Annotated in this window: 16 protein-coding genes; 4 read left to right on the top strand and 12 right to left on the bottom strand. The window is 74.5% G+C overall.

Annotated features, from left to right (window positions below; translation table 11 throughout):
* Positions 1-113 precede the first annotated feature (113 nt).
* Positions 114-1,034, top strand: coding sequence for an excalibur calcium-binding domain-containing protein (locus tag ACN9MM_RS29735; RefSeq protein WP_426366795.1), 921 nt, complete (start codon positions 114-116; stop codon positions 1,032-1,034).
* Between the two features lie 9 nt (positions 1,035-1,043).
* Here ACN9MM_RS29735 and ACN9MM_RS29730 read toward each other — a convergent pair whose 3' ends face one another.
* The 3 genes from ACN9MM_RS29730 to ACN9MM_RS29720 form a co-directional block, all read right to left on the bottom strand.
* Positions 1,044-2,597 carry an MFS transporter gene (locus ACN9MM_RS29730; RefSeq protein ID WP_426366794.1) on the bottom strand — a complete coding sequence of 518 codons (1,554 nt, stop codon included), beginning with the start codon at positions 2,595-2,597 and terminating at the stop codon, positions 1,044-1,046.
* 102 nt (positions 2,598-2,699) lie between these two features.
* Positions 2,700-3,098, bottom strand: a complete 399-nt coding sequence (locus ACN9MM_RS29725) for a RidA family protein (protein WP_426366793.1) — start codon at positions 3,096-3,098, stop codon at positions 2,700-2,702.
* Positions 3,095-4,300, bottom strand: coding sequence for an acyl-CoA dehydrogenase family protein (locus ACN9MM_RS29720; RefSeq protein WP_426366792.1), 1,206 nt, complete (start codon positions 4,298-4,300; stop codon positions 3,095-3,097). The genes ACN9MM_RS29725 and ACN9MM_RS29720 overlap by 4 nt, the downstream gene beginning before the upstream one ends.
* Positions 4,301-4,558: 258 nt before the next feature.
* Here ACN9MM_RS29720 and ACN9MM_RS29715 point away from each other — a divergent pair, with 258 nt between their 5' ends.
* Positions 4,559-6,199, top strand: a complete 1,641-nt coding sequence (locus ACN9MM_RS29715; protein ID WP_426366791.1) for an AMP-binding protein — start codon at positions 4,559-4,561, stop codon at positions 6,197-6,199.
* A gap of 57 nt (positions 6,200-6,256) precedes the next feature.
* Complete coding sequence (locus tag ACN9MM_RS29710; protein WP_426366790.1) at positions 6,257-7,078, top strand: PaaX family transcriptional regulator C-terminal domain-containing protein; 822 nt, start codon at positions 6,257-6,259, stop codon at positions 7,076-7,078.
* On the opposite strand, the gene ACN9MM_RS29705 is transcribed toward ACN9MM_RS29710, so the two are convergent.
* The 3 genes from ACN9MM_RS29705 to ACN9MM_RS29695 all read right to left on the bottom strand — a co-directional run bounded on the left by ACN9MM_RS29705 (position 7,075) and on the right by ACN9MM_RS29695 (position 11,004).
* Positions 7,075-7,566 carry a DUF1772 domain-containing protein gene (locus tag ACN9MM_RS29705; protein WP_426366789.1) on the bottom strand — a complete coding sequence of 164 codons (492 nt, stop codon included), beginning with the start codon at positions 7,564-7,566 and terminating at the stop codon, positions 7,075-7,077. The two genes, ACN9MM_RS29710 and ACN9MM_RS29705, sit on opposite strands and share 4 nt — an antisense overlap.
* 193 nt (positions 7,567-7,759) lie before the next feature.
* Positions 7,760-9,943: a bifunctional salicylyl-CoA 5-hydroxylase/oxidoreductase gene (locus ACN9MM_RS29700; RefSeq protein ID WP_426368858.1), complete on the bottom strand. Its 2,184-nt coding sequence runs from the start codon at positions 9,941-9,943 to the stop codon at positions 7,760-7,762.
* A gap of 233 nt (positions 9,944-10,176) precedes the next feature.
* Positions 10,177-11,004, bottom strand: a complete 828-nt coding sequence (locus ACN9MM_RS29695) for an enoyl-CoA hydratase family protein (RefSeq protein ID WP_382863307.1) — start codon at positions 11,002-11,004, stop codon at positions 10,177-10,179.
* Positions 11,005-11,250: 246 nt separating this feature from the next.
* Here ACN9MM_RS29695 and ACN9MM_RS29690 point away from each other — a divergent pair, with 246 nt between their 5' ends.
* Positions 11,251-11,766 carry an ATP-binding protein gene (locus ACN9MM_RS29690; protein WP_426366788.1) on the top strand — a complete coding sequence of 172 codons (516 nt, stop codon included), beginning with the start codon at positions 11,251-11,253 and terminating at the stop codon, positions 11,764-11,766.
* 233 nt (positions 11,767-11,999) lie between these two features.
* Here ACN9MM_RS29690 and argF read toward each other — a convergent pair whose 3' ends face one another.
* The 6 genes from argF to ACN9MM_RS29660 form a co-directional block, all read right to left on the bottom strand.
* Entirely contained in the window at positions 12,000-13,013 is a 1,014-nt protein-coding gene (gene argF / locus ACN9MM_RS29685; protein ID WP_426366787.1) for an ornithine carbamoyltransferase, read from the bottom strand.
* Between the two features lie 109 nt (positions 13,014-13,122).
* Positions 13,123-14,355, bottom strand: a complete 1,233-nt coding sequence (locus ACN9MM_RS29680; RefSeq protein WP_426366786.1) for an arginine deiminase — start codon at positions 14,353-14,355, stop codon at positions 13,123-13,125.
* A gap of 70 nt (positions 14,356-14,425) precedes the next feature.
* Complete coding sequence (locus ACN9MM_RS29675) at positions 14,426-17,026, bottom strand: hypothetical protein (RefSeq protein WP_426366785.1); 2,601 nt, start codon at positions 17,024-17,026, stop codon at positions 14,426-14,428.
* The gene (locus tag ACN9MM_RS29670; RefSeq protein ID WP_426366784.1) at positions 17,023-19,293 is read right to left on the bottom strand and encodes a hypothetical protein; all 2,271 of its coding nucleotides are present in this window, start codon (positions 19,291-19,293) and stop codon (positions 17,023-17,025) included. Before ACN9MM_RS29670 ends, ACN9MM_RS29675 begins: the two co-directional genes overlap by 4 nt.
* Positions 19,290-21,866, bottom strand: a complete 2,577-nt coding sequence (locus tag ACN9MM_RS29665; protein WP_426366783.1) for a hypothetical protein — start codon at positions 21,864-21,866, stop codon at positions 19,290-19,292. The genes ACN9MM_RS29670 and ACN9MM_RS29665 overlap by 4 nt, the downstream gene beginning before the upstream one ends.
* Positions 21,863-25,681, bottom strand: a complete 3,819-nt coding sequence (locus ACN9MM_RS29660) for a tubulin-like doman-containing protein (RefSeq protein ID WP_426366782.1) — start codon at positions 25,679-25,681, stop codon at positions 21,863-21,865. Before ACN9MM_RS29660 ends, ACN9MM_RS29665 begins: the two co-directional genes overlap by 4 nt.
* Between the last annotated feature and the right edge of the window lie 13 nt (positions 25,682-25,694).

Here is a 25,694-nt window from a genome sequence, read left to right as displayed (position 1 = left end):
TGTGGGGGTCCCGGGGTGTCTACGATCCCGGCGTGGACTCGTACACCTTTGCCCCGCCCCCGCCCCCGTTGCCTCCCCGGCCCGTCGTTCGGCGGTGGTGGCAGCATCCGGGGGTGGTCGTCGGGGCGTTGGTCCTGTTGCCGCCCGTCGGGATCGCGCTCGCCTGGGTGAGTCTCTGGGACCGGAATCGGAAGATCCTCGCCAGCGTGCTCGCCGCCGTCTGGTTCGTGCTGCCCTTCCTCGGCGGGGGTTCACCGGAGGAGAAGCCGGTGGTGCGGGACGACGCGCGGGCGCCGGAGGTCAGTGCGAGCGTCTCTCCCTCCGCGTCCCCCTCGCCCTCCGGGCCTCCCGTGCTCGTGGGGAAGAGCCTCAAGGAGGCCAAGGGGGCCGCCTCCGCCGCCGGGTTCGACGTCGTGTCGCACGACGCCTCGGACCAGGACGCCGGGCAGTGGGACGCCGGCAACTGGAAGGTGTGCTTCCAGACTTCTGCGGGGCAGCGGAACGGTGGGCGGCCCTCGCTCGATCTCGGTGTCGTCCGCGTCGAGGCGCCCTGCCCCGCCGCCGACGGCGACAAGATCCCCTGGCCGAAGATGCCCGCCGTCACCGGCATGACCTTCGCGCGGGCCGGGGAGACCCTGAAGCCGGTCGGGTTCAAGAAGGTCGAGCCCGAGAGCGTGTACTCCGATGTGGCGCTGCCCGCCGTCGCCGATCCCTGGAAGGTCTGTTTCCAGGACCCCCAGCCCGGCAAGGAGATCGAGAACCCGCAGTACGGGACCGTCTACCTGAAGCTCGCCCCGCCCGACGCCGCCTGCCCCGAGCAGCCGTACGCCCGGCTGCGTCCCGAGCCGACTCCGACGCCCACGCCCACGCCCACTCCCATTCCTGAGCGCACACCGGTTTCCGGCGGTGGCGGCGCCTACTACGCCAACTGCGGCGAGGCCGAGGCGGCCGGTGTCGCGCCCCTCCGTCGCGGCGAGCCCGGCTACCGCTCCGGGCTCGACCGCGACCACGACGGGATCGCCTGCGACACATAGGCAGCGGGCTCAGCCGGCTCCGGGCATCACGCCGCCGCCCTTGAGGCGTTCGAGGTCGGACGCCCGGACCTGGATCACGAACAGGGCGACCAGGGCGCCGACGACGGCGAAGATCGCCGCGGTGACGAAGCCCGCCGAGACACCCGAGGTGAGGACCTGGTCGCCCCAGGGAGGCGGGAGCTGGCCCGTCCTGGCGAACTGGGCCTTCTCCAGCGGGCCTGCCTGGGCGAGGAAGGCGGGCACCTGGGTGTCCGCCTCGTTGCGGCTGGCCGTGCCGAAGACGGTCACCAGGATCGACAGGCCCAGCGAACCGCCCACCTGCTGCATGGCGTTGAGCAGGCCGGACGCGGCGCCGGACTCCTGCGGTTCGACGTTCGACAGCGCCATGATGGTCAGCGAGACGAACATCAGGCCCATGCCCATGCCGAAGACGAGGATCGGTCCGAGGATGCTGCCCGCGTAGGTGGAGTTCACATCGGTGAGCGTCAGCCAGGACAGGCCGAGCGCGGCGAGCACCGATCCGGTCACCATGAAGGGCTTCGGACCGTATCGGGGCAGCAGGTTGGACGTGAGGCCGGCGCCGACCGCGATGATCCCGCTGACCGGCAGGAACGCGAGCCCCGTCATCAGGGGGCTGAAGCCCAGCACCTGCTGCACGAACAGGGTGAGGAAGAAGAACATCCCGAAGATGGCCGCCGCCAGGCAGAGCATGATGACGTAGGTGCCCGAGCGGTTGCGGTCGGCGAACATGTGCAGCGGCGTGATGGGTTGCTGCGAGCGCCGTTCGATCAGGATGAACGTGGCCAGGAGGACGACCGCGGCGGCGAACGAGCCGATCGTGTAGGGATCGCTCCAGCCCTCCTGCGCGGCCCGGATGAATCCGTACACGAGCGCCACCATGCCGAGCGTCGAGGTCAGCGCGCCGGCGAGGTCGAAGTGACCGGGGTGCCGCTCGGACTCCTTGACGTGGCGCGGCGTGAGGACCGCGATCACGATGGCGATCGGGACGTTCACGAAGAAGATCCAGCGCCAGTCCAGCCACTGGACGAGCATGCCTCCGGCCACCAGGCCGATCGCGCCGCCGCCTGCCGAGACGCCGGCGAAGACGCCGAAGGCCCGGTTGCGTTCGGGGCCTTCGTCGAACGTGGTGGTGATGAGGGACAGCGAGGTCGGCGATGCGATCGCGCCGCCGACGCCCTGGAGCGAGCGTGCCGCCAGGAGTTGCCACTCGCTCTGCGCGAGTCCGCAGAAGAGCGAGGCCAGTCCGAAGAGCAGCACGCCGAAGATGAAGACGCGTCGCCGGCCCAGGATGTCACCGGTGCGCCCGCCGAGGAGCAGCAGGCCGCCGAAGGTGAGGGTGTACGCGTTGACGACCCAGGACAGGCTGGTCGTGGAGAAGTCCAACGCGCTCTGGATGTGCGGGAGCGCGATGTTCACGATCGTGATGTCGAGGACGACCATCAGCTGACAGGAGGCGATCACGAACAGGGCTATGCCCTTGCCGTCACTGCCCTTCTTCGGAGTGGCCGTCTGTGCCGGTGTCGTCGGCTTGGGTGTACTCATTGGGCGCCTCGGGCCTCGCCTGGTGAGTGAGCCGTGGGCCGGTCAGTCCACCTTTCGACACTAAGCCCGGCCTAGTCGGGTGACCAGTTGATCAAGGAGCCCTCAGTCCAGGGCCGCGAAGCCGTCGAGTTCCACCAGCGCCTGCTCGTCCCAGAGCCGTACGACTCCGATGACGGCCATCGCCGGGTAGTCGCGGCCCGCCAACCGGCGCCAGATCCGGCCCAGTTCGTGGGCGTGTTCACGGTATGCGGCGACGTCGGTGGTGTAGACGGTAACGCGGGCCAGGTCGGCGGGGGTGCCGCCGGCGTGGCGCAGGGCGGTGAGCAGGTTGCCGAGGGCGGTGGTGAACTGCTCGGTGAGGTCCTCCCCCACGACCTTTCCCTCGGTGTCGAGGGCGGTCTGCCCCGCGAGGAACACGAGCCGGGTGCCGGTGGCGGTGACGGCGTGGGAGAAGCCGGTGGGCGGGGAGAGTTCGGCGGGGTTGTGGCGGTGCAGGCTCATGCGGTCGCCTCCTTCACGGGCTGCGCCTCGGCGGTCGGCTCCTTCGCGGTCGGCTCTTTCACCGGCCGCGCGCTCTCGGCCCGCGCCGTCTTCGCGTACAGCTCCTTCGCGATGATCGTGCGCTGCACCTCCGTCGCGCCCTCGTAGATCCGGGGTGCGCGGACCTCGCGGTAGAGGTGCTCCAGGAGGTGGCCGCGCTGGAGGGCGAGGGCGCCGTGCAGCTGGACGGCGGCGTCGACCACGTACTGCGCGGTCTCGGTGGCGAGGAGCTTGGCCATGGCGGAGCGCCGGGGGACGTCCGGGTCGCCCTCGTCGTACGCGACGGCCGCCGCGTACACGAGGAGGCGGGCGGCCTCGGTGCGCGTGGCCATCTCGGCGACGCGGTGCGAGACGGCCTGGAGGTCGGCGAGGACGCCGCCGAAGGCGGGGCGGTCGGCGGTGTGGGCGAGGGCCGCGTCGAGGGCGGCCTGGGCCATGCCGACGGCGAAGGCGCCGACGCTGGGCCGGAAGAGGTTGAGGGTGTTCATGGCGACCCGGAAGCCCCGGTCGGGCTCCCCGAGCAGGTCCTCGGGGCCGACGGGGACGCCGTCGAAGGTCAGGGTGCCGAGGGCGTGCGGGGCGAGCATGTCGAGGGGCTCTCCGCCGAGGCCCGGACGGTCGGCGGGGACGAGGAAGGCGGTGACGCCGCGGGCTCCGGCGCCCCGGGTGGTGCGGGCGAAGACGGTGGCGAAGTCGGCCTCGGGGGCGTTGGAGATCCAGCGTTTCTCGCCGTGCAGGCGCCAGCCGCCGCGGCCGTCGGGGACGGCTTCGAGGGCGAGGGCGGCGGCGTCGGAGCCGGCGTCCGGTTCGGAGAGGGCGAAGGCGGCGACGGCGCGTCCTGCGGTGGCCTCGGGGAGCCAGCGGGCGCGCTGGGCGGGGGTGCCGAAGGCGGCGACGGGGTGGGTGCCGAGGCCCTGGAGCGCGAGGGCGGTCTCGGCCTCGGTGCAGGTCCGGGCGAGGGACTCGCGCAGCAGGCACAGGTCGAGGGCGCCGGCCTCGAAGAGGCGGGCGAGGAGGCCGAGGTCGCCGAGGGCGGCGACGAGGGGCCGGTTCACCCGTCCGGGTTCGCCCCGGTCGGCGAGGGGCTTCAGCCGTTCGGCGGCGAGCGCGCTGAGCTCCGCACACCAGGTGGTCTGTGCCGGATCGAGCGAGAATGCGGGCATGTGGGCCCTCTCTGACGCCCTCGGGCGTCTTCGTCCCTGCGCCGTCCGTGGTCCCGGTTCCCGGGCGGTCCGGCGCCCTGGCTCCGGTGTCCTGCGGCTTCGTGTCCCCCGGGCCGTACGGCGGCCCGGTCGCCGTGCTGTCGTCCACCTCCGTCCGAGGGCCCGAGCGCACTCTTGTCGCGGACCGTTGACTGTCGTCACCAACACGATACGCTCGTCGGGCGACGGACGACCCCACCACGACAGGGGGACGGACTCATGGAGCTGACGCCCACGGCCCATCTCGACACGTTCGCCCGTGACGGACTGCCCCCGCCCGACCGGTGGCCCCGTCTCGTCTTCGACCTCCCCGAGCTCGTCTACCCCGACCGGCTCAACTGCGGCACCGAACTCCTCGACCGCACGATCCAACGGTTCGGCGCCGACCGGCCCGCCTTCCACGACGGCGAGGGAACGGTCTGGAGCTACGGGGACCTCCGCGACCGGGTGGACCGCATCGCCCACGTCCTCACCACCGACCTGCGGGTGCGGCCCGGCAACCGGGTCCTCCTGCGCGGCCCCACCACCCCCTGGCTCGCCGCCTGCTGGCTCGCCGTGATGAAGGCCGGCGGCGTCGCCGTCACCGTCCTGGCCCAGCAGCGCGCCCCCGAGCTCGCCGTCATGGCCGAGGCGGCCCGGTGCAGCCACGCCCTCTGCGACGCCCACGTGCTCGACGAGCTCCTCGCGGCCCGGATACCCGGGCTCCGGATCACCCCCTTCGGCGGGGACGGTCCGGACGATCTGCTGGCCCTCGCCGACCGCCGGCCCGGCCGGTACGAGGCGGTGGCGACCGCCGCCGACGACGTGGCCCTGATCGCCTTCACCTCCGGCACGACCGGGCGGCCCAAGGGCTGCGTCCACTTCCACCGGGACGTCCTCGCGGTCGCCGACACCTTCTCCGCGCGCGTCCTGCGCCCGCTGCCCGACGACGTCTTCGCCGGCTCGCCGCCGCTCGCCTTCACCTTCGGCCTCGGCGGGCTCGTCGTCTTCCCCCTGCGGGCCGGGGCGAGCGCGGTCCTCCTGGAACAGGCCGGCCCCAAACAGCTGCTCGCGGCGATCGAGCGGCACCGGGTGTCGGTGCTCTTCACCGCCCCGACGGCCTACCGGGTCATGCTCGACGAGCTGACCCAGGGCACCGCCCCGGAGGTGGCCTCGCTGCGCCGCTGCGTCTCGGCCGGCGAGAACCTGCCGGAGGCGACCTGGACGGCCTGGTACGCCCGGACCGGCCTGCGCCTGATCAACGGCATCGGGGCGACCGAACTGCTGCACATCTTCATCTCCGCCGCCGACGGCGACATACGCCCCGGCACCACGGGGCGTCCGGTGCCCGGCTGGCAGGCCAGGATCGTCGACCGCGACGGCAACGGCGTCCCGGACGGCGAGGAGGGGCTGCTCGCGGTGCGCGGCCCGGTGGGCTGCCGCTATCTGGCCGACCCCCGTCAGGAGGAGTACGTCCGGAACGGCTGGAACGTCACGGGCGACACGTACGTCCGCGAACCCGACGGCTGGTTCCGCTACGTCTCACGGGCCGACGACATGATCATCTCGGCCGGGTACAACATCGCCGGGCCCCAGGTCGAGGAGGTGCTCCTGGACCATCCCGACGTCGTGGAGACGGCGGTGGTGGGCCGCCCGGACGAACTGCGCGGCCAGGTCGTCGTGGCGTACACGGTGGTACGGGACGGGGTGCCGCGCGACGCGGGCACCGCCGCCGCGCTGCGGGCCTTCGTCCGCGCCCGCATCGCCCCGTACAAGTCGCCCCGGGAGATCGTCTTCCTCGACGCGCTGCCGCGCACCGCGACGGGCAAGCTCCAGCGCTTCCGGCTGCGCGACCCGGCGGCACCGGGAGCCCCCGCGTGACCCGGCGGGACGGTGCGGCCCGGCATGACGTGCTCACCACCCCCTAAAGTGGATCACGTGGCCGAGCAGCACACTCCCCGATCCCTGATCGTCTCCCTCTACGGCGCGTACGGCCGTGCGCCCGACGAGTCGCCGGTGCCGGTGGCCGCGCTCATCCGGCTGCTCGGCGTGCTCGGCGTGGACGCGCCCTCGGTGCGTTCCTCGGTGTCGCGGCTGAAGCGGCGCGGGCTGCTGCTGCCGGGCCGGTCCGCGGCCGGCGCCGCCGGGTACGCCCTCTCGGAGGACGCCCGCCGGCTCCTGGACGACGGCGACCGCCGGATCTACGCCCGTACGGAGCCGAAGCTGGCCGAGGGCTGGGTCCTGGCCGTGTTCTCGGTGCCCGAGGCCGAGCGGCACAAGCGGCACCTGCTGCGGTCCCGGCTCGCCCGGCTCGGCTTCGGCACGGCGGCGCCGGGCGTCTGGATCGCGCCCGCCCGGCTGTACGAGGAGACCCGGAACGCCCTGGAGCGCCTGGAGCTCTCCCCGTACGTGGACCTCTTCCGCGGCGACCACCTGGGCTACGCGGCGACGGCCGGGGCGGTGGCCCGCTGGTGGGACCTGCCGGCGATCGCCGGGCTCCACGAGGAGTTCCTCGCCGCCCACGAGCCGGTCCTGCGGGCCTGGCGGACGGCCCCGGCGGGCGCCGAGGACGCCTACCGGGACTATCTCCTCGCCCTGGACTCCTGGCGCCGGCTCCCCTACGCGGACCCGGTGCTCCCCGCGGAGCTCCTGCCGGACGACTGGCCGGGCCGCCGCTCCGCGGAGGTCTTCGCGGCCCTGCACGAGCTGCTGCGGGACCGGGGCGCGGAGTACGTCGCCCCGTTCCTCGCGGGCGACTAGTCCGCGGTCCGGTTCCGTACGGACAGGGCGCCGAGCAGGCAGACCAGGCCCGCCGTGCTCAGGACCGCGCGGACGATGTTCCACGCCACCCACGGGCCCTCGAACGCGGCCCGGGCGGCGGCGGGGTCCTTCGCCGCCGCGAGGGCGTCGTTGAGGGGGACGTTCACCGCCGAGGTGACCACGAGGACCGCCATGCCGAGGACGAACCCGGCGAGCGTCCAGAGCCGCGCCCGGCCGGCGCGGTGCTGCCAGGCGGCGACCGCGGTGAGGATCGGCACCCCGAAGAACGGGGTGAAGAACACCGGGTTCTGGATCACGTCGTTGATGTTCCGCATCACCTCGACGTAGACCCGGTCGTCGCTGCGCGCCAGCGCCGGCATCACCGAGCAGACGTACGCGAACCACACCCCCGCGAGCAGTCCCGTCGCCACCGTCGCCGCGCCGAGGACCAGCCCGGCACCCTTCTTTCCGCCCCTGTTTTCTGTCATGCCCTCATTCAAGAGCAGGAGGGGTGCGGGAGACATGGTTCCGCGTCGCATCCGCATACGCGAGCGTCCATGACCGTCGTACGTGCGCGTCCGGGACCGTCGTACGCCGGCGTCCGGACCGTCAGTCCCGCCGGCGTCCGGACCGTCAGTCCCGCCGGCGTCCGGACCGTCAGTCCCGCCGGCGTCCGGACCGTCAGTCCCGGCGGCCGGTGGGTGGGCGGCGGCTGCCCGCGCGGTACGGGGCGGGCCAGGGCGCGGCCGGTCCCGCGTACTCCTGCTCGGCCGCCGCGTGCAGGGTCCAGTGCGGGTCGTAGAGGTGCGGGCGGGCGAGGGCGCAGAGGTCGGCGCGGCCCGCGAGGAGCAGGGAGTTGACGTCGTCCCAGGAGGAGATCGCGCCGACGGCGATCACCGGGATCCCGAGCTCGTTGCGGATGCGGTCGGCGTAGGGGGTCTGGTACGAGCGGCCGTAGGCGGGCTGCTCGTCGGGGACGACCTGGCCGGTGGAGACGTCGATCGCGTCGGCGCCGTGGTCGGCGAAGGCGCGGGCGATCGCGACGGCGTCCCCGGCGGTCGTACCGCCCTCGGCCCAGTCGGTGGCGGAGACGCGGACGGTCATGGGCCGGTCGGCCGGCCAGGCCTCGCGGACCGCGTCGAAGACTTCGAGGGGGTAGCGCAGCCGGGCCGTGAGGTCGCCGCCGTAGGCGTCGGTGCGGTGGTTGGTGAGCGGGGAGAGGAAGCCGGAGAGGAGGTAGCCGTGGGCGCAGTGGAGTTCGAGCAGGTCGAAGCCGCTGCGGGCGGCGCGGCGGGCGGCGGCGGTGAACTGCTCGCGCACGGCGGCGAGTCCGGCCCGGTCGAGGGCGCCGGGTATCTGGTTGACGCCGGTCCGGTACGGCAGGGGCGAGGCGGCGACGAGCGGCCAGTTGCCCTCGGGGAGCGGCTGGTCGATGCCCTCCCACATGCGACGGGTGGAGCCCTTGCGGCCGGAGTGGCCGAGCTGGACGCCGAGCGCGGTGCCGGGGGCCGAGGTGTGGACGAAGTCGGCGATCCGGGTCCAGGCGGCGGCCTGCTCGTCGGTCCAGAGGCCGGTGCAGCCGGGGGTGATGCGGCCTTCGGGGCTCACGCAGACCATCTCGGTCATGACGAGTCCGGCGCCGCCGAGGGCGCGGGAGCCGAGGTGGACGAGGTGGAAGTCGCCGGGGACGCCGTCCTCGGCCACGTACAGGTCCATGGGTGAGACGACGACCCTGTTGCGGAGGGTCAGTCCGCGCAGCCGGAAGGGGGTGAACATCGGCGGGGTGCCGGGCGGGCAGCCGAAGTCCGCCTCGACTGCGGCGGTGAAGGCGGGGTCGCGCAGCCGCAGGTTGGCGTGGGTGACGCGGCGGCTGCGGGTGAGCAGGTCGAAGGCGAAGCGGCGGGGCGGCCGGTCGACGTGCCCGGCGAGCTCCTCGAACCAGCTCAGGCTGGCGCTCGCGGCGCGCTGGGTGGACTCGACGACGGGACGGCGCTCGGTCTCGTACGCGGTGAGGGCCTCGTCGAGGGTGGGGTGGGCGGCGACGGCGGCGGCGAGGGCGACGGCGTCCTCGACGGCGAGTTTGGTGCCGGAGCCGATGGAGAAGTGCGCGGTGTGGGCGGCGTCGCCGATGAGGACGGTGTTGCCGTGGGACCAGCGCGCGTTGGCGACGGTACGGAAGGCGGTCCAGGAGGAGTTGTTCGCGCGGAGCTCCCGGCCGCCGAGCGCCTCGGCGAAGATCTTGGCGCAGCGTGCGGTGGACTCGGCCTCGTCGAGCTCGTGGAAGCCGGCGGCCCGCCAGACCTCCTCGCGCATCTCGACGATGACCGTGGAGGAGTCCGCGGAGAAGGGGTAGGCGTGGAGCTGCATCACGCCGTGTTCGGTCTCGGCGATCTCGAAGCGGAAGGCCTCGAAGGGGAAGTCGGCGGCGAGCCAGATGTAGCGGCAGCGGTGGCTGCTGATCCGGGGGCGGAAGTGCGCGGCGTGGGTCTCGCGGGTGTGGCTGTGGACGCCGTCGGCGGCGACGACCAGGTCGTGGCCGGCGGCCAGGACGGCGGCGGGCGGGGCCTCGGTGCGGAAGCGGAGCCGTACGCCGAGCTCGGCGCAGCGGGCGTGCAGGATCTCCAGGAGCCGGCGGCGGCCGAGGGCGGCGAAGCCGTGGCCGGTGGAGGTGGTGCGGTGGCCGCGGTGGACGACGTCGATGTCGTCCCAGCGGACGAGCTCGCGGCGGAGCGCCTCGTACACGACGGGGTCGGCGTCCCGGATGCCGCCGAGGGTCTCGTCGGAGAGCACGACGCCGAAGCCGAAGGTGTCGGAGGGCGCGTTCCGCTCCCAGACGGTGATCTCGCGGGCCGGGTCCTGCCGCATCAGCAGCGCGGCGGCGTAGAGGCCACCGGGGCCGCCGCCGACGACGGCGACGCTCCGGGGGCCCGGGCCCGGGGCTTCCCGGACCTCGTGGCCCTGCCGGGCTTCCCGGACCTCGTGACCCAGCCGGACTTCCCGGACCTCGTGACCCTGCCGGACTTCCCGGACCTCGTGACCCTGCCGGACTTCCCGGACTTCCTGGGATTCCCGGGCGCGAGGCTCCGGGCCCGGGGTCATCAGCGGCCCTGCCACTTCGGGGCGCGTTTCTCGGTGAAGGCGGCGTGGAACTCGGCGTAGTCCTCGCCGTTCATGAGGAGCGCCTGGGTGGCCGCGTCGAGCTCCACGGCGGCGGCGAGGGGCATGTCGAGCTCGGCGGTGAGCAGCGCCTTGGTCTGGGCGAGGGCGAGGGCGGGCCCGTCGGCGAGGCGGCGGGCGAGGGCGGCGGCCCGCTCTCCCGCCGCGCCCTCCTCGGTGAGCTCGCTGAGGAGGCCGATGCGCTCGGCCTCGGCGGCGTGGACGGGCTCGCCGAGCATGAGCAGGCGGGTGGCGTGGCCGAGTCCGACGACCCGGGGCAGCAGATAGGCGGCTCCCATGTCGCCGCCGGAGAGGCCGACCCGGGTGAAGAGGAAGGAGAAGCGGGTGGTGGGGTCGGCGATCCGGAAGTCGGCGGCGAGCGCGAGGACGGCCCCGGCGCCGGCGGCGACCCCGTGGAGGGCGGCGACGACGGGGAAGGGGCATTCGCGCAGCGCGCGGACGACCTGGCCGGTCATCCGGTTGAAGTCGAGGAGCCGGGCGGTGTCGAGGGCGAGGGTGGCGCCGATGATCTCGTCGACGTCGCCGCCCGAGCAGAAGCCGCGTCCCTCGCCGCCGAGGACGAGGGCGCGGACGGCCCGCTCGCGGGAGAGCTCGGCGAGGAGGTCGCGCAGGTCGGCGTAGGCGCCGAAGGTGAGGGCGTTGAGTTTCGCGGGGCGGGCGAGGGTGACGGTGGCGACGCCCTGGTCGATCTCCAGGCGCAGGTGCTGCCAGCGTGACGTGCGGGGCGTGGAGCCGGTAAAGGGGCTCATCCGAGGGGCCTCCTTCCTCCGGATGGAGGGTATCACTCCCCTGTGACTGTCGTCACGAGTACGCGATAAGGGGATGCGTCCCGGCGCGCCCGGGGCCCTCGAGGCCCCGGACCTCCGGTGACTCGGGTCCCCTCCGCCAGGGCGGGGGTGCCCTGGGAAGTGGATTTTGCACCTCGTAAGGTTGAAACCAGGACATCTCGGGATGCCCCCACCCCACACGCCCCACGCGAAGGGAGTCCGACCCCCATGCCCGAAGACACCGGACCCGCGGCCGCCGGACCCGCGCTCTCCGGACCCCGGCCCGAAGCGACCGGACTCGCGGAGTCCTGGCGCGTCCGCCTGCCCCACACCACCGCCGCCGTACCTATCGCCCGCGCGCTGATCCGTACCGCGCTCACCGACCTCGACGCCGGGACCGTCGGCCTCCCCGACAGCGACACGGCGGAGCTCCTCACCGCGGAGCTCGTCGCCAACGCCGTCGAGCACACCGCCGGCGCGGGCCCCATAGAGCTGGTCGTCGAACTGCTCAAGGCGCCCGGGGGCTGCCAGATCGAGGTCCACGACTCCCAGCCCGCCGGCCCCGGCGAGCTCGCCTGCCCGGACCCGGGGGCCGAGGTCGACCCCTGGCAGGAGCACGGCCGCGGCCTCCTCCTGGTCCGCGCGCTCAGCGGCGACTGCGGTCACCGCCCCACCGCGCACGGCAAGGCGGTCTGGTTCACGCTCCCGGGGATACCGGCCCAGCGGCGCCGCCCGGCGCCCTGACGAGCCGCGAGCCGCGGCGCCCGTACGGCGGGCAGCAGGTCACCGACGACGAGGAAGACCGCGAACCGCACCCAGGTCCCAGCCCCCGCCCCAGATCAGGCGCAGGCAGAAGCATGCGGGGTTCCCCTCTCCGGTGGTGCATGCGCGAGGGGGTCCGGGCACGTACGCCCGGACCCCCTTGAATCGTGCGATCGGTGACCGCACTGCACATATTCGCCCCTTCAGGCGTAAAGCTATGCCTGCGCGCTTCCCGCCAAGGTGGCGACCAGGACCGCCTTGATGGTGTGCATCCGGTTCTCGGCCTCGTCGAAGACGACCGAGTGCGCCGACTCGAAGACCTCGTCCGAGACCTCCAGCTCGGTCAGGCCGTGCCGGGCGTGGATGTCGCGACCGACGGCCGTGCCGAGGTCGTGGAAGGCGGGCAGGCAGTGCAGGAACTTGACACCCGGGTTCCCGGTGGCGCGCAGCACGTCCATCGTCACGGAGTACGGGGCGAGGGCGGCGATCCGCTCGTCCCAGACCTCCTTGGGCTCCCCCATGGAGACCCAGACGTCGGTGACGACGAAGTCGGCACCGGCGACGCCCTCGGGCACGTCCTCGGTGAGGGTGATCGTGGCGCCGCTCGTCTCGGCGAGCGCGCGGGCCGCGGCGACGACGTCCTCGGCCGGCCAGTAGGCCTTCGGGGCGACGATCCGGACGTCCATGCCGAGCAGGGCGCCGGTGACCAGGTAGGAGTTGCCCATGTTGAAGCGGGCGTCGCCGAGGTAGGCGAAGGCGATCCCGTCCAGCGGCTTGTCCACGTGCTCGGTCATGGTGAGCACGTCGGCCAGCATCTGGGTGGGGTGCCAGTCGTCGGTGAGCCCGTTGAAGACGGGTACGCCCGCGAAGGCGGCGAGCTCCTCGACCGCGGCCTGGCTGTCGCCGCGGTACTCGATGCCGTCGAACATCCGGCCGAGGACACGGGCGGTGTCCTTGACCGACTCCTTGTGGCCGATCTGGGAGCCCGAGGGGTCCAGGTAGGTGGTGGAGGCGCCCTGGTCGGCGGCGGCGACCTCGAAGGCGCAGCGGGTGCGGGTCGAGGTCTTCTCGAAGATCAGGGCGATGTTCCGGCCGCGCAGGCGCTGCACCTCGGTGCCCGCCTTCTTGGCGGCCTTGAGCTCGGCGGCGAGCGCGATCAGGCCGCGGAACTCCTCGGCGGTGAAGTCCAGCTCCTTGAGGAAGTGGCGGCCGATGAGGTCTGTGGCCATGGGACGCGCTCCTGTGGGTACGGGTCGGGGGGACGACGGGGGCTCCGACGATCGAACTCTGGAAGTGTATACGCACTTCAACATTTCTATACAGCCCCCTTCTCGTCCGTCAGGCGGCGTCCCGCTCCACCGGACAGCTCATGCAGCGCGGGCCGCCCCTCCCCCGGCCCAGTTCGCTGCCGGGGATCTCGATCACCTCGATGCCCTGCTTCCGCAGATGCGTGTTCGTCGTGACGTTCCGCTCGTACGCCACGACCACCCCCGGCTCCACCGCCAGCACGTTGCACCCGTCGTCCCACTGCTCGCGCTCCGCCGCGTGCACGTCCTGGGTCGCCGTGAGCACCCGGATGTCCTGGAGCCCGAGGGCCGCCGCGATCGCGCTGTGCATCTGCTCCGGCGGATGGTCGGTCACCCGCAGGGACTGCCCCGCGTCACCCGGCTCGATCGTGTACGAGCGGAGCATGCCGAGCCCCGCGTACTGCGTGAACGTGTCCTGGTCGACCATCGTCATCACCGTGTCCAGGTGCATGAACGCGCGCCGCTTCGGCATGTCCAGAGCCACGATCGTGCGCGCCGAACCGGCCGCGAACATCCCCCGGGCCAGCATCTCCACCGCCTGCGGCGTCGTCCGCTCGCTCATCCCGATCAGCACGGCGCCGTTGCCGATGACGAGGACGTCGCCGCCCTCGATCGTCGACGGATAGTCCGCCTGCCCCTCCGACCAGTGGTGGAAGGGGCCCGCCTCCTCGCCCGTGAACAGCGGATGGTGCTTGTAGATCGCCTCGAAGTGCACCGTCTCCCGCTGCCGGGCCGGCCAGCGCATGGCGTTGATGGAGACGCCGTCGTAGATCCAGGCCGAGGTGTCCCGGGTGAAGAGGTGGTTCGGCAGCGGACCGAGGACGAAGTCGTCCAGGTCCAGGGCGTGGAAGCGGACCGAGGTCGGCTCCCGGTGCGCCGCCAGGAACTCCCGCTTCGTCATCCCGCCGACGAGCGCCTCGCCGAGCGCGGCGGCGTCCAGCGAGTCGAAGGCCGCGCGCAGGTGGTCGGTGGCGAGCGGCCCGTACTCCTTCTCGTCGAAGACCCGGCCGAGGACCAGCGCGCGGGCCGCCGGGACCTCCAGTGACTCGCGCAGCAGATCCCCGAACAGGTGCACCTCCACCCCCCGGTCGCGCAGCACGTCGGCGAAGCCGTCGTGCTCCTGCCGGGCCCGCCGCACCCACAGCACGTCGTCGAAGAGGAGGGCGTCCTTGTTGGACGGGGTGAGCCGCTTCAGCTCCAGATCGGGCCGGTGCAGGATGACGCGGCGCAGCCGCCCGGTCTCGGAATCGACATGGAATCCCATGCGCCCATCCTGACGGAGCCGGGCGGTCCTGGCCCGCCTTTCGACCGGGGTCCTCCGGCCCCCGTCGTGGTCAGGTGATCCGCTGGGCCACGGCGATCAGGACGATCAAGGCCACGAGACTCCCGATCAGCAGGGCGGCACGGCTCAGGAACCGGCGGGTGTACCCGTTGCCGGGGTCGTCCGGGTGCGACGGCGCCGGGCCCGGGGCCCCGGGGCGGTGCGCGGTGCGCGGCAGGCCGTACGCCTCCCTCAGGAGCGTGAGCCAGACCGCGTCCGGCAGCCCCGGACGCTCCCCCTCGACGATCAGCCAGAACGCCTCCCTGGCCGACGGCTCCGGGCTCGCCCGGAGCCGCGAGAGCAGTTCGGCGACCGTGCCGACCGGGGCATCGCCTCTGCCGAGCAGCGGGCGGACCGCCCAGCGGTGCAGCTCGGCGGCGTTCGCCGCGCGCTGCTCCTCGGCCGGCTCGGAGGGGTCGTCCCGCGCGGCCGGCGGGGCGACGGCCCACAGCTCCCGGCCGATGGCCACCTCGCAGAGCTCCCGGCGCAGCGGATGCTCCCAGGACGGCAGGCGGCGGGCGATCTCCCGCAGGAGGACGGTGACGACGGCGTACGCCTGGGGCCGGCGCAGCGCGTCGAGCAGCTCGCGGCTGCCGCCGCGCGTGACGAGCTCCCGGGCCTCCTCCACGCTGCGGACGGTCGGCAGCTTGTGCACGAGCGAGGTCTCCGCCTCCCGTTCCCGCCGCGCCCGCACCCGCCGCGAGCCCTTGGCGGGCCCGGTCCACTGCGGCCCGACGAGCGGCAGCACGGGCCGGGGGTAGGCACCCGCGACGGGCGGCTGCGGGGGTGGGGGCGGAGGCGGGGCCTCGGGAGTGGGCGGTACGGGCTCCGGGGCGGGGCCGGCGGCCGGATCGGAGGCGGGCCCGTGCGGGGTGACGGGCCGCTCGGGACCCCAGCGGTCCTCGGCCGCCGGGCCGGGCTGCTCCGTCGTGCCCGGCCCGTCGGCCCGGCCCGGCGCTCCCGGAGCCGGATCGGGCGCCGGCGCACCGGGCCACGGCCCCGGGGAACTCGGGTACGCCGCTCCCGACGGGTCGGACCGCGCACCACGCGACGACGACGCGGGATGCGGGCCGTCCTGGCCCGGGGCGTCTCGGTACCGGGGGTCCGGGTCGCCGTACCGGGGGTCCGGGGCGGGGGCCCCGGGGGCGGGGGCCCCGGGGGCGGGGGCCCCGGGGGCGGGGGTGTCGTACCCGGGTTCGGTGGCCTCGTACCCGGGGTCCGGGGCGTCGAGGCGGCCGGAGCCCGGGTCGCCCGGCTTCCGGGAACCCGGGCTGTCCCCGTACCGGGGATCCGGGTCGCCCTGACGGCCGTGGCCCGGAGTACCCGGCTTCCCGGAGGCCGGGCCCTCGTCGTACCAGGGGTCCGGGTCGTCCTGACGGCGGCCGGGGTCCTGAGGGGCTCGCCCCCGGTCGTCGCCCGAGGTGTCCTCGTACCAGGGATCCGGACCGTCCTGGTGCCGGATGCCCGGGGATTCCTCGTACCAGGGGTCCGAGTAGTCGTCCCGGTGCCGGGTGCCCGAGCTGTCCCCGTACCGAGGATCCCGGTGCCGAGGCACGGGGGGTCCCCCGTACCCGCGGTCCGGGTTCTCCCGGGGCTTCCTGTATCCCGAGTCCGGGGTGCCCCGGGGCGGACGGGAGTCGTGGGCCGGACGGGAGTCGTGGGTGGGCCGGGGCGGGCGGGGTGCCGGGGGCTCGTGGCGCGGTGGGGTGGACGGGCGGGGTGACGCGGACAGGGTGTCCACCGCCCGGGCCGCCGTCTCCAGGAGCGTGCCGCGGCGCGCGGACGCGGCGGCGTGGAGCGCGCTGCCGACCGCGTACTCGCCGCCCTCCGCCTCCGCGACCCCCCGCAGGTGGTGCCGGACGAGCCGGGCGGCGATGTCCTCCGCCCGGTCGCCGCACCGGTCGCGCGGGTCGACGCGGCGGCGCTCGGTGTTGCGGCTCGCCGCTCCGGACCAGCGGCCGACGAACGCGAAGCGGAGCGCGGGCAGTTCGACGGTGTCGTGGGTGGCGAAGGTCCAGCGCCGGTCGATGAGCGCCCCGAACATGCTGTGCAGCCCCCACAGCACGGGACAGGCGGTGTCGCCGCGTTCGTCCAGGACGGTGAACCGGTCGTCGGGGTGGCGCAGCAGTTCGGCGACGGTTCCGGTGAGTTCCTCCGTCACGTACGGGAGGGTCTCGTCGAGCTCCCCCTGTCCGCGGCCCGTCGCCGGGACGAGGAACTCCTCCGGCACCACGGGGAGGCGTCCGCGCGCCTCGGCGAGGTTCACGGCGTCGGCGCCCTCCCAGGTCCAGGCGTGGAGCCCGAGGCAGACGGCGGGGTCGAGGAGGGCGGGCGAGCCGACGAGGGCGTGGCAGAGCACGGACGTCCCGCCGCCGGCGTCCGTGAAGGGGAGGCGCCGGATCAGCATCACTCCGGCGCGCTGCTGGAGCCGTATCAGGGCCGGCCGGGTCTCGTCCCCGCTGGCCCGCAGGACGGGGCCGGAGACCCGGAAGAGGTTCTCGGCCTCGTCGCGGGGCCCGGACCAGGCGACGGGTCCGAAGCCGGTGTTCCCGGTGAGGTTCTCGCTGTCCCAGCGGAAGACGATCTGGTCGGCCTCGTTCTCCGTCCGCGTCATCGGACGATCCCCTCCGTAGGTTCCGCTCCGGGCAGCAGCCCGCACAGGGCGAAGAGCGACAGCAGCGGCGCGAGGACCCGGCGCGGCCGGGCCCCGTGCGGAAATCGGTCGCCGCGTGCCTGCCCGCCGGTCGCGGCGACGAAGTGCAGGGTGCAGTCGGCGCAGTCGTCGAAGGGCTTGAGCCAGGCGGCGCTGGCGTGTTGGGCGAGGAAGGCGTACGCGTCCCTGCTCTCGTCCCGGAGTGCGGCGGGGTCGTGGCGGCCGGGCAGCGCGCGGCCGAGCCAGCGGTCGACGACCGGCTCGAAGCGGACGAGGTCGCTCTTGTTGACGGCGAGCGCGGCGGGCGCGGCGACGAGTCCGCCGCGCTGCCGGGGGATCCGGTTGAGGACCGTGCTGAAGGCCTCGTCGCCGAGGTCGCGCCGTCGCAGTCCGCTCTGTTCGCGCACCGGGTCGAGGCCGGGCAGCCGCAGGGCGCGCAGCGGGTCCAGGACGAAGACGAAGGCGTCGACGCCCATGAGGAAGCGGCCGACCTCGCCGTCCTGCGCGAGGTCCTCGCCCGCCAGGTCGAAGAAGACGACGGGGCGGGGCTGGGCGGCGCCCGCCTGGACGAGCAGGCCGTCGGCGAACCGCGCGAAGGTCTGCTGTCCGGTACGGCCCAGCTGCCGCCCGTCCTTGAGGCTCTGGACCCTTTCCCGCAGATAGGCGCGGTGCGCTTCGGGGTTGAGCGGCCGGCATTTGAGTCCGTACGGTTCGAGGCCGCCGAGTTCGACCTCGCCGAGCATGGCGGCGAGGAGGTGGGTCTTGCCGACGGAGGAGCTGCCGACGAGGGCGACGGAGAGCGGTTCCCCGTTGGTGAGGTAGGGGACGGGCAGTTCGTGTTCCTCGTCGCCGTCCACGGTGTGCGGGCACAGGTGGTAGGCCTTGCGCAGGGCGTCCGCGACGTGGCCGGGGCGGCGTTCGGCGCTGAGGTCGAGCGGGATCCGGTTGCCCTTCGTGTCGATGGTGACGAGCAGCCGTTCGTCGTACTCGACGGGGAGCAGGCAGTGCGGGCACATCCGGCTCCGCGAGGGCGGGAGCGGCACCGGCTCGGGGGGCGCGGGCGCGACGGGCGCGACGGGGCCGAAGGGGTCGCCACCGCCGCCGAAGATCCGGTCGCGGAGGCTGGGGCGGGTCGGCCGCTGGGCGGGCGGGGGTGGTTCCTCCGCCTCCCGGTGGGGTGCGGCGCCGGGCGGGGCGCCGCCGGAGGCCGCGCGTTTCCTGGCGATCTGCTGGTCGTAGGCCGTGCGCCAGCGGTCGAGCGGGTCGGCCGCCCCGGCGCCGGTGGCGAGCGGGTCCGGGACGTGCAGGAGCCGCATGAGCTCGGCCGGGTGGGGCCGGTCCGCCGCGCGGGCGGCGAAGAGTCCGCTCTGCCCGAGGGCGGCGAGCCGGCGGTAGTCGGCCAGGTCGGCGGGGGGTCCCTCGCCCCGGTCGGGGCGGCCGGCGATCAGGTGGTAGGCGAGCTCGGCGACGGACCACAGGTCGTCGCGCGGGTCGGCCGCACCCTGGCCGGCGCGCTGTTCGGGCGAGGCCCAGGGGGCGCCGCCGAAGGGCTCGCGGGCCTCCCCGGCGCGCAGGACCGCGTACGGCTCGCAGAGCCGGACCCTGGCACCGTCCCACCGTACGGTGTCGGGTGCGATGGCCCGGTGCACGAGGCCGGCCTCGGCCAGGAGCCGCACGGCCATGGCGAGTTGGCCGGTGACGCGTTCCTGGTCCTCGGCGCCGAGTCGGCCCGCCCACTCGGACAGCGGGCGGCCCGTCGGCGGCCGGTACAGCACGAAGGGCTCGGCGGCGGTCAGGTCGAAGCCGACGATCCGGGCGAAGACCGCGCCGAACTTCGCTCCGCCGTAGCGCCGTTCGAGGGCGACGGCGGCCTCCACCTCCCGCTCCAGGAGGCCGTACGCGTGCGGGTCGCCCTGGGCGGACGTCACCAGCCGGTACTGGAGGACCTGCGAGCCCGTCCCCAGGATCGCCCGGCGCGCGAGCACGCCGGGGCGGCCCGGCGGCCGGTGGTCCTCGCCGTACCGGACGGCGAAACGGACCGGCACCTCCCGGTGCGTGAGGAACTCCAGCTCCTGGTAGTACGGATGGGACGGCGGGACCGGCTCGCGCAGGTGGTCGGGGTGGTCCGGTCCGATCGGTCGGTTCGGATCGCCCGGACGGTTCGGGTCGGCCGGGTCGGCCGGATCGCCCTGAGGGCTCGGGTCGGTCGGGTGGTTCGGGTCGGTCACGCTTCTCCCGCCTCCTCGGCGCGGACGGTGTGCACGACGTCCGCGCGCAGCGGTACGAGACGGAGGATGCCGGCGTGCCGGCCCGCGCCGGTCCACACCACGTCCTCGGCGGTGCCCCGCCAGATGTCGTCCCCGGCGGCCCCGCGCCGCATGGCCTCGGGCACGAACCGGACCTGCCGGGCGGCGAGCGGATCGTGGGAGAGCAGCCGCAGGTGTTCGGGGCCGCACAGGGCGACCGTCCGGCCGGGGTCGTCCTCCGCCAGGAGCAGCCGGGCGACCGCGTCGGCGGCGACCCCGGTGAGGCGGGCGGCGTCGGGCCGGACGGAGCGGTCGGTGAAGGCCGTGAGGGAGGTGAGCGCGTCGGGGTCGCCGAGGCCCTCGTAGCGGGGCGGCGGCGAGGCGGCCACGTCCCGCTCCAGCCGGAGCCGGGTCTCGTCGAGGAGCTCCGCGAGGCGCCGCTCGTGGCCGGCCCGGGCGAGGGCGCCGGGGTCGCGTTCGATGCCCGCCCAGCAGCGGTCGAGGATCAGGACGGTGCCGGCGACCAGGTCGCCGACGAGCGTGTCGACCAGGGCGGGGCCCCCGTCCCCGTACCGCCGCTCCAGCCAGCCGGGCGCGGGGAGGGACACGGGGGCGGACACGGGCGGCGGCCCGTCGGCGTACGACGGGGCCGGGGCCGGTTCCTGCGCGGCGGGCCCTGACGCCGGGGGGCTCCCGGCCGTGCCGGGCCAGGGGTCGTTCCCCGCGCCGTCCGCCCAGGCGTCCGCTTCTTCGCCCCAGGAGTCGGCACCGTCGCCCCAGTCGTCGGCGTCGTCCCTCCAGTCCTCCCAGCTCCAGGACGCCGCACCGGCGTCCGCGGCGGGTGGCGGCCCCGCCTCCGGCCGTTCGGCCTTACGCGCCGCCTGCGGCGTCCCGTGCGCGTCGGCGGTGTCCGCGAGGTCCCGGAGCAGCCCGGCCACGGCTCCCGCCCCGGCCGAGCAGTGGTGCCGCACCTCGGCGAAGAGCCAGTCGTGCACGGCGGTCGTGACCACCAGGTCCTGGATCTCCCCCAGGATCCGCCAGGCCTCCTCGGGGTCGGCGAGCGCCCACCAGTCGTCCACGGCCCGGCTCCAGTCGCGCAGCGCGAGCAGGACGATGCCCGCCACGGACACGGCCGCGGCCACCGCGCCCGCCCAGACGGGCAGGCCCAGGAACTGGCCGAGGCCCGCCCCGACGAGTCCGCCGAGCAGCCCGCCGAAGAGCCGGGGCGCGGCGCCCGTCGCCCCGCCGCCGTCGATGCGTCCGTCGGGCGAGCGGTTGGGCCTGCGGCGCAGCATCAGATGGGCGAGCCCGGCGGCGAGGACGCCGGCGGCCGGGCCGAGGGCCCAGCCGAGCAGCGGCCAGACGCCCGCGAGCAGCGCCAGGAGCCCGGTCACGGCGAAGGCCGCCGGACGGGAGCCGCCCGCGGTGAAGGGATACCGGGCGCCGAGCCTTCGCAGCCGCTCGGGCCCGCAGATCGCGTCGAGCCGGGCGAGCCGGGCCGCGCTGCCCACGGGCGCGGTGCGGGCGGACAGCGCGGACAGCCGCGCCGACACCGACCGCAGCGGCAGGCCCTTGCCTATCAGGTCGTGGGTCAGGTCGCGCAGCGCCGGGACGATCCCGGCCCGGGAGATCTCGCGCGGCAGCTCCGGCAGTTCGACCCCCCGGTCGCGCAGCATCCCCCGGTGCTCCGCGGTGGGCCGGGTGCCGCCCGCGGCGCCGAACGCGTCCGCGACGGCCGTACGGAACCGCTCCAGCTCCACCGTCACCCGCTCGATGTCCGCCGGCAGATCGACGTCCCGGCCCGCCCCGGTGAGCAGTCCGGACGGTCCCCGGACCCGGTGGTAGCCCTCGGCGGCCTCGCCGACCGCCTCGTCGCAGGCGGCGAGAGCGGCCCCCGCCCGGCCGTTCGGAGGCAGCCACCGGTGCCCGGACAGGGAGCGCGGGACCCTCTCGTCGAGGAGGAGCGCGAGCGCTCCCGGCACCTGGTCGGCGGAGACGTTCCCCGCCGGGACCTCGGGGCCCGCGAGGCCCTCCACGGCCTGCCGCCAGGCGCGCGCCCTGGCCTCGTCGGTGAGGTCGTGCTCCAGGACGCGTACGGCGGGCACGGCGACGCCGTGCACGACCTCTCCCAGCGCGCGCAGGACGGCGTCGAAGACCTCGGGTGTGGACAGGACGTCGACGAGCGGCCGCAGCACGGCCTCGCCCGGGACGCCGTCCTCCGTGGAGTCGAAGAGCCACAGGACGCCTGCGGCGGGCGGGCGGAGCGTGAGGGAGCGGCTCAGGGTCCGCCCGCCCCGGGCGCCGACCGCCAGGCAGACGACGTGCGCGGGCCCGTAGGAGGAGAGGCGCTCGTACAGCAGCTGGTGGGCCACGAGCCGGTCGGCCTCGTCGACGACGAGGAAGCGCCGCTCACCGCCGGGCTGCGGGACGTCCAGGGCGGCGCGGACGTCGGCGTCGAGGTCGTACGGCCCCTCGGCGGGCACGCGCAGGTCGATGCAGACGGCGTGGCCCGGCAGCGGCCGTTCGGGCAGGACGGGAAGGGCACGTGGGCTCACTCCGCCTCACCGGCCCGGTCGCGGCGGTGCGGTGCGTCCTCGTCGGGCCCGAAGTCCGGGCGGAGATCGGCTTCGTCGTCGGGCCCGTAGTCCGGCTCGGGCTCCAGCTCCCAGTCGCCCTCGTAGACGGAGTGCGCCGGGGAGGCGGGCCGGTTCGCGTACGCGGAACGCGGGTCGCGCGGGCCGCCGTCGTCCCGCCCGGGTCCGTCGTCGTACGGGGAGCGGGGCTCGTGGGCGGCGCCGTCGCCGCGCCGGGGGCGGGGCTCGTGGGCGACGTCCTCGTCGTGGCGCGGGCGGGGCCCGTACGCGACATCCTCGTCGTGGCGCGGGCGGGGCCCGGCACCGTTCTCGTATCTCGGGCGGGGCTCGTAGGGGGCACCGCCGTCGTACCGGGGCCGTGAGGCGTGCCCGGCGCCGTTCTCGTGCCGCGCACCGTCCTCGTACCGGCCACCGTCCTCGTACCGGCCGCCTTCACCGAACCGGCCGCCCTCGTCGTACCTGCCACGGTCCTCGTACCCGGCACCGTCCTCGTACCGGCCGCCGTCCTCGTACCGGCCACCGTCCCCGTACCGCGCGCCCTCCTCGTACCCGGTGCGCGGGCGGGGTTCCTGGCGGGGCCGGGGTACGGGGCCCGGTCCCTGGCCCCGGGGGCCTCCCGGCGCCCTGTCCACGCCGGGGCCCCGTTCCCGGCGCGGGGCGTGGCGGTCGTAGAGGGCGCGGAGGCTCGCGCGGGTCGCGCGGGCGGCGCTCGGGAAGCGCATGTCGAGGGCTCCCGGGTAGGTGACCTCCCAGAAGTGGCGGAGCGGCGCGAGCCATTCGCCGTCCGCCTCGCCGTACTCCGTGGCGATCTCGTCGATCAGGGCGAGCTGGCGCGGGGCGACGTCCTCGACGAAGCGGGTGAAGAGCTGCGAGGGCGGCGCCGGGACCTGGGCGAGGCCCTTGGGCAGCGCGCGCATGAGCCGTTCGCAGAACTGCTCGATGATCTGCCCCTCGTCGAGCAGCGCCCACCGTTCGTACGCGCGCAGCAGACCCGCCCAGCTGGAGAGCGAACCGTCGAAGCCCTCCAGGCGCAGCGACATCGTCGCGGACTCGCCCTCCTGGAGACGGATCCGGACGAGGTGCGGGGAGTCGGCCGGTCCCTCGGCGGCGATGTGGCCGTTCCACAGGGCGCAGAGCAGCCGGTGGAGGATGCGCTGCCGGTCGGCCTCGGTGGAGACGAGCCAGTCGTCCTGGTAGCCGAGCCGCTGGCGCCAGTGCAGGAAGTCGCCCTCGCCGCTGGAGTCGCGGGCCTCGGACCAGAGGCTGAGGACGTTGCGGACCTCGGAAATGTCGGTGAGGTTCATGCCGCTGCGGAAGAAGACGACGGTGATGGAGTCGGTGTCGACGGCCCGGCACTCGGGGACCACCCGCGAGGGCAGGTTGAGCTCCTGGGCGAGGAAGCCGGCGGCCCGGCCGTCGGACTCGCTCGCCGGGTGCACGATGAGGATCTTGAGCGGGCCGCTGCCGTCCGGGATGAAGCCCACCGGGAGGAGTCCGGCGAGCCGGGAGCGGAACTGGTCGAGCCAGCGTGGGTCGACCTTCGCCTCGGCGGTCTCGTCGCCCGCGGCGGCCCGCAGGAGCAGCTCCATGGAGGGCAGCAGGGGGCGGGCGAAGACGTCCTCGTTGGCCTCGCCGAAGAGCCGCTTGACCCGCCGCTCGACGACCTGCTTGATCTCCTTCACGGCCGCCCCGGAGGAGCGGCGGACGGCGTCGAGGGCGCGCCGCCAGTCGTCGGGCCCGACCAGCCGGTCGAGGAGCGTCGCGGCGTCGGTGGTCTCGGGGAGGCCCTCGCTCTGGGCGAGGCGGTCGACGACGTCGTCGTAGAAGGCGCGCAGGGTGTTCTGCGGGGGCAGGAGGTAGGCGATGCCCGCGCGGTCGTCCCGGTACAGCTCGCGGCGGCTGTCCGCGAAGGACTTCGCCTCGTCCTGCTCGTGGGCGCGGAGCACCTTGGCGAGTTCGGCGACCTCGGCGGTGACGCGGTTGAGGGAGCGCCGCCACTGGTTCTCGCCCGCCTGCCAGCCGCGGTGCCAGAGGACCCGGGCCCGCCACTGGTACCAGGCCTGCTGGGCGGCGAGCGTGTCCTGGACGTCGGGGTCGGTCCACCGGGCGGGCACGACTCCGCCGACGCTGCGCTTGATGTGGGGGATGTTCGGGGCGTTGGTCTGGACGTTCGGGGGCCGTTCGGGGTCGTTGCGCCGGTTGTCGAGCATGCCGGTGAAGCCTTCCCTGGCCACCCGGTCGGGGTGTCCCGGAAGGCCGCCGAGGACGGTCTCCAGCTGGAACGGGCCGATGAGGCCGAGGAGTTCGCGGACGCCCGAGCCCGGCTTGAAGTCCTCGGTGAGGCGCGGGATCTCGCGGGCGAGGTGGACGTCGAGCCGCTGGAGGGACTCCTCCATGTCGTTGAGTCGCTGCCGCAGTTCCTGGGTGATGTCCCGGCTCCCCCGGGGCAGTTGCTCGGGCAGCGGCACGTCCGGTGCCTCACGGCTCCACAGGCGGCCGATGCCGGAGCGGGTGAACAGGTCCCGGACCATGTCCTGGCCGTCCCGGGCGGGCCGCCGGGCGCGTTCGGACATGCCGCGGACGGCCTGGGCGAGGAGCCGGGCGGCGACGATCTCGGCGAGGTCGTCGATGGGCACGGTGAGGGAGGCGGCGAGGCTGGTGGACATGCCGCGGTAGCCGATGCCGGTACGGGCCGGGGTCGAGCGCTCCACGGCCTTGTTGATGAAGCTGGCGGCGAAGGACTGGTAGTCGTCCTCCGCGCGGTTCACCGAGTTGCTGTCCTCGCCGAGTTCGGTGCCGATCAGCGACATCACCATGGCGGTGATGGAGCGGCGGAGGTCCTCGGCGCCGATGACGGCCGGCTTGGAGAAGAGGAAGGCGGTCTGCATGGTGGCGGGGCGCAGCGCGACGACCCCGGCCCCGGGGTAGGTGACGCTGAGCCGGCCACGTTCCTCGACGTCGCCGACGGTGTCGAGGGCGTCGGGCACGTTCTGGTCGTCGACAAGCCGGGAGAGGTCCACGAGGGCGCGGGCGGCGTTGAGTTCGGCCTCGCGTCCGCCGCCCCCCTCGGGCGGGAAGGCGGAGGGCATGACGACGAGGGGGTAGATCTTCACGCCGGGCACGTTGGCGTTGCGGAACTCGTGCCCGATGAGGTGGATGAAGTCGTAGAAGATGCCGGCGCCGGTGCCGCCGGCGACGGAGAAGGCGACGAAGACGTCGCAGCCCCGGATGCGCCCGCCGCCGACCCGTTTGAGGTCGCCGGCCGCCTGGCCGATGGCGCCGATCGCCTCGCGGAGCTGCCGGAGGACGGGGTCGAGGCCGGAGCGCACGGTCGCGAAGAGCGCGGAGCGTCCGACGGTCGGCAGCTGCCCGGCGCCGCTGTTGAGGGGGGCGACGCGCGGCTGGCGGGCCTGCGGCGGCAGCCAGGACCGGGTCTCCTCGTGGAGGGAGACCCGCAGCATGCGGGCCACCTCGGGCGAGGAGTCGAAGTCGGTGGGCAGCAGGTCGCGGACGATGCGGGAGGTGCGGCCGAAGGCGGCGCCCTCGGCGCCCTTGGCCCGGAACTGGGGGTAGCCGAGCAGTTCGCCCTCGCTGAAGTCGGCGTACACGAACTGGAGGCAGTCGGGAAGCTGGAAGGGCAGCCGGCGGCCGCCGTCGACGAGGTCGGTACCGTCGGGTCCGCACAGCTCCCGGCGCAGCTGCCGTTCGAGTTCGCTGCCGATCTTTCCGCCGGTGCCACCGAGTCCGACGAAGAGCATGGGCTGGTAGATCTTCATTGCGTCTCTCCTC

It is taken from the genome of Streptomyces sp. E-08 (assembly GCF_049913095.1).
Classification (GTDB): Bacteria; Actinomycetota; Actinomycetes; order Streptomycetales; family Streptomycetaceae; genus Streptomyces.
The sequence above is the reverse complement of the archived record's forward strand: the minus strand, read 5'-3'. Positions and strand labels throughout refer to the sequence as shown.

Coding starts and splice junctions, on each gene's coding strand:
- argF (WP_426366787.1), bottom strand. CDS start 13,013: ATGGCCACAGACCTCATCGGCCGCCACTTCCTCAAGGAGCTGGACTTC.
- ACN9MM_RS29725 (WP_426366793.1), bottom strand. CDS start 3,098: ATGAGCCTGCACCGCCACAACCCCGCCGAACTCTCCCCGCCCACCGGC.
- ACN9MM_RS29705 (WP_426366789.1), bottom strand. CDS start 7,566: ATGACAGAAAACAGGGGCGGAAAGAAGGGTGCCGGGCTGGTCCTCGGC.
- ACN9MM_RS29715 (WP_426366791.1), top strand. CDS start 4,559: ATGGAGCTGACGCCCACGGCCCATCTCGACACGTTCGCCCGTGACGGA.
- ACN9MM_RS29690 (WP_426366788.1), top strand. CDS start 11,251: ATGCCCGAAGACACCGGACCCGCGGCCGCCGGACCCGCGCTCTCCGGA.
- ACN9MM_RS29680 (WP_426366786.1), bottom strand. CDS start 14,355: ATGGGATTCCATGTCGATTCCGAGACCGGGCGGCTGCGCCGCGTCATC.
- ACN9MM_RS29660 (WP_426366782.1), bottom strand. CDS start 25,681: ATGAAGATCTACCAGCCCATGCTCTTCGTCGGACTCGGTGGCACCGGC.
- ACN9MM_RS29730 (WP_426366794.1), bottom strand. CDS start 2,597: ATGAGTACACCCAAGCCGACGACACCGGCACAGACGGCCACTCCGAAG.
- ACN9MM_RS29675 (WP_426366785.1), bottom strand. CDS start 17,026: ATGACGCGGACGGAGAACGAGGCCGACCAGATCGTCTTCCGCTGGGAC.
- ACN9MM_RS29695 (WP_382863307.1), bottom strand. CDS start 11,004: ATGAGCCCCTTTACCGGCTCCACGCCCCGCACGTCACGCTGGCAGCAC.
- ACN9MM_RS29720 (WP_426366792.1), bottom strand. CDS start 4,300: ATGCCCGCATTCTCGCTCGATCCGGCACAGACCACCTGGTGTGCGGAG.
- ACN9MM_RS29700 (WP_426368858.1), bottom strand. CDS start 9,943: ATGCGGCAGGACCCGGCCCGCGAGATCACCGTCTGGGAGCGGAACGCG.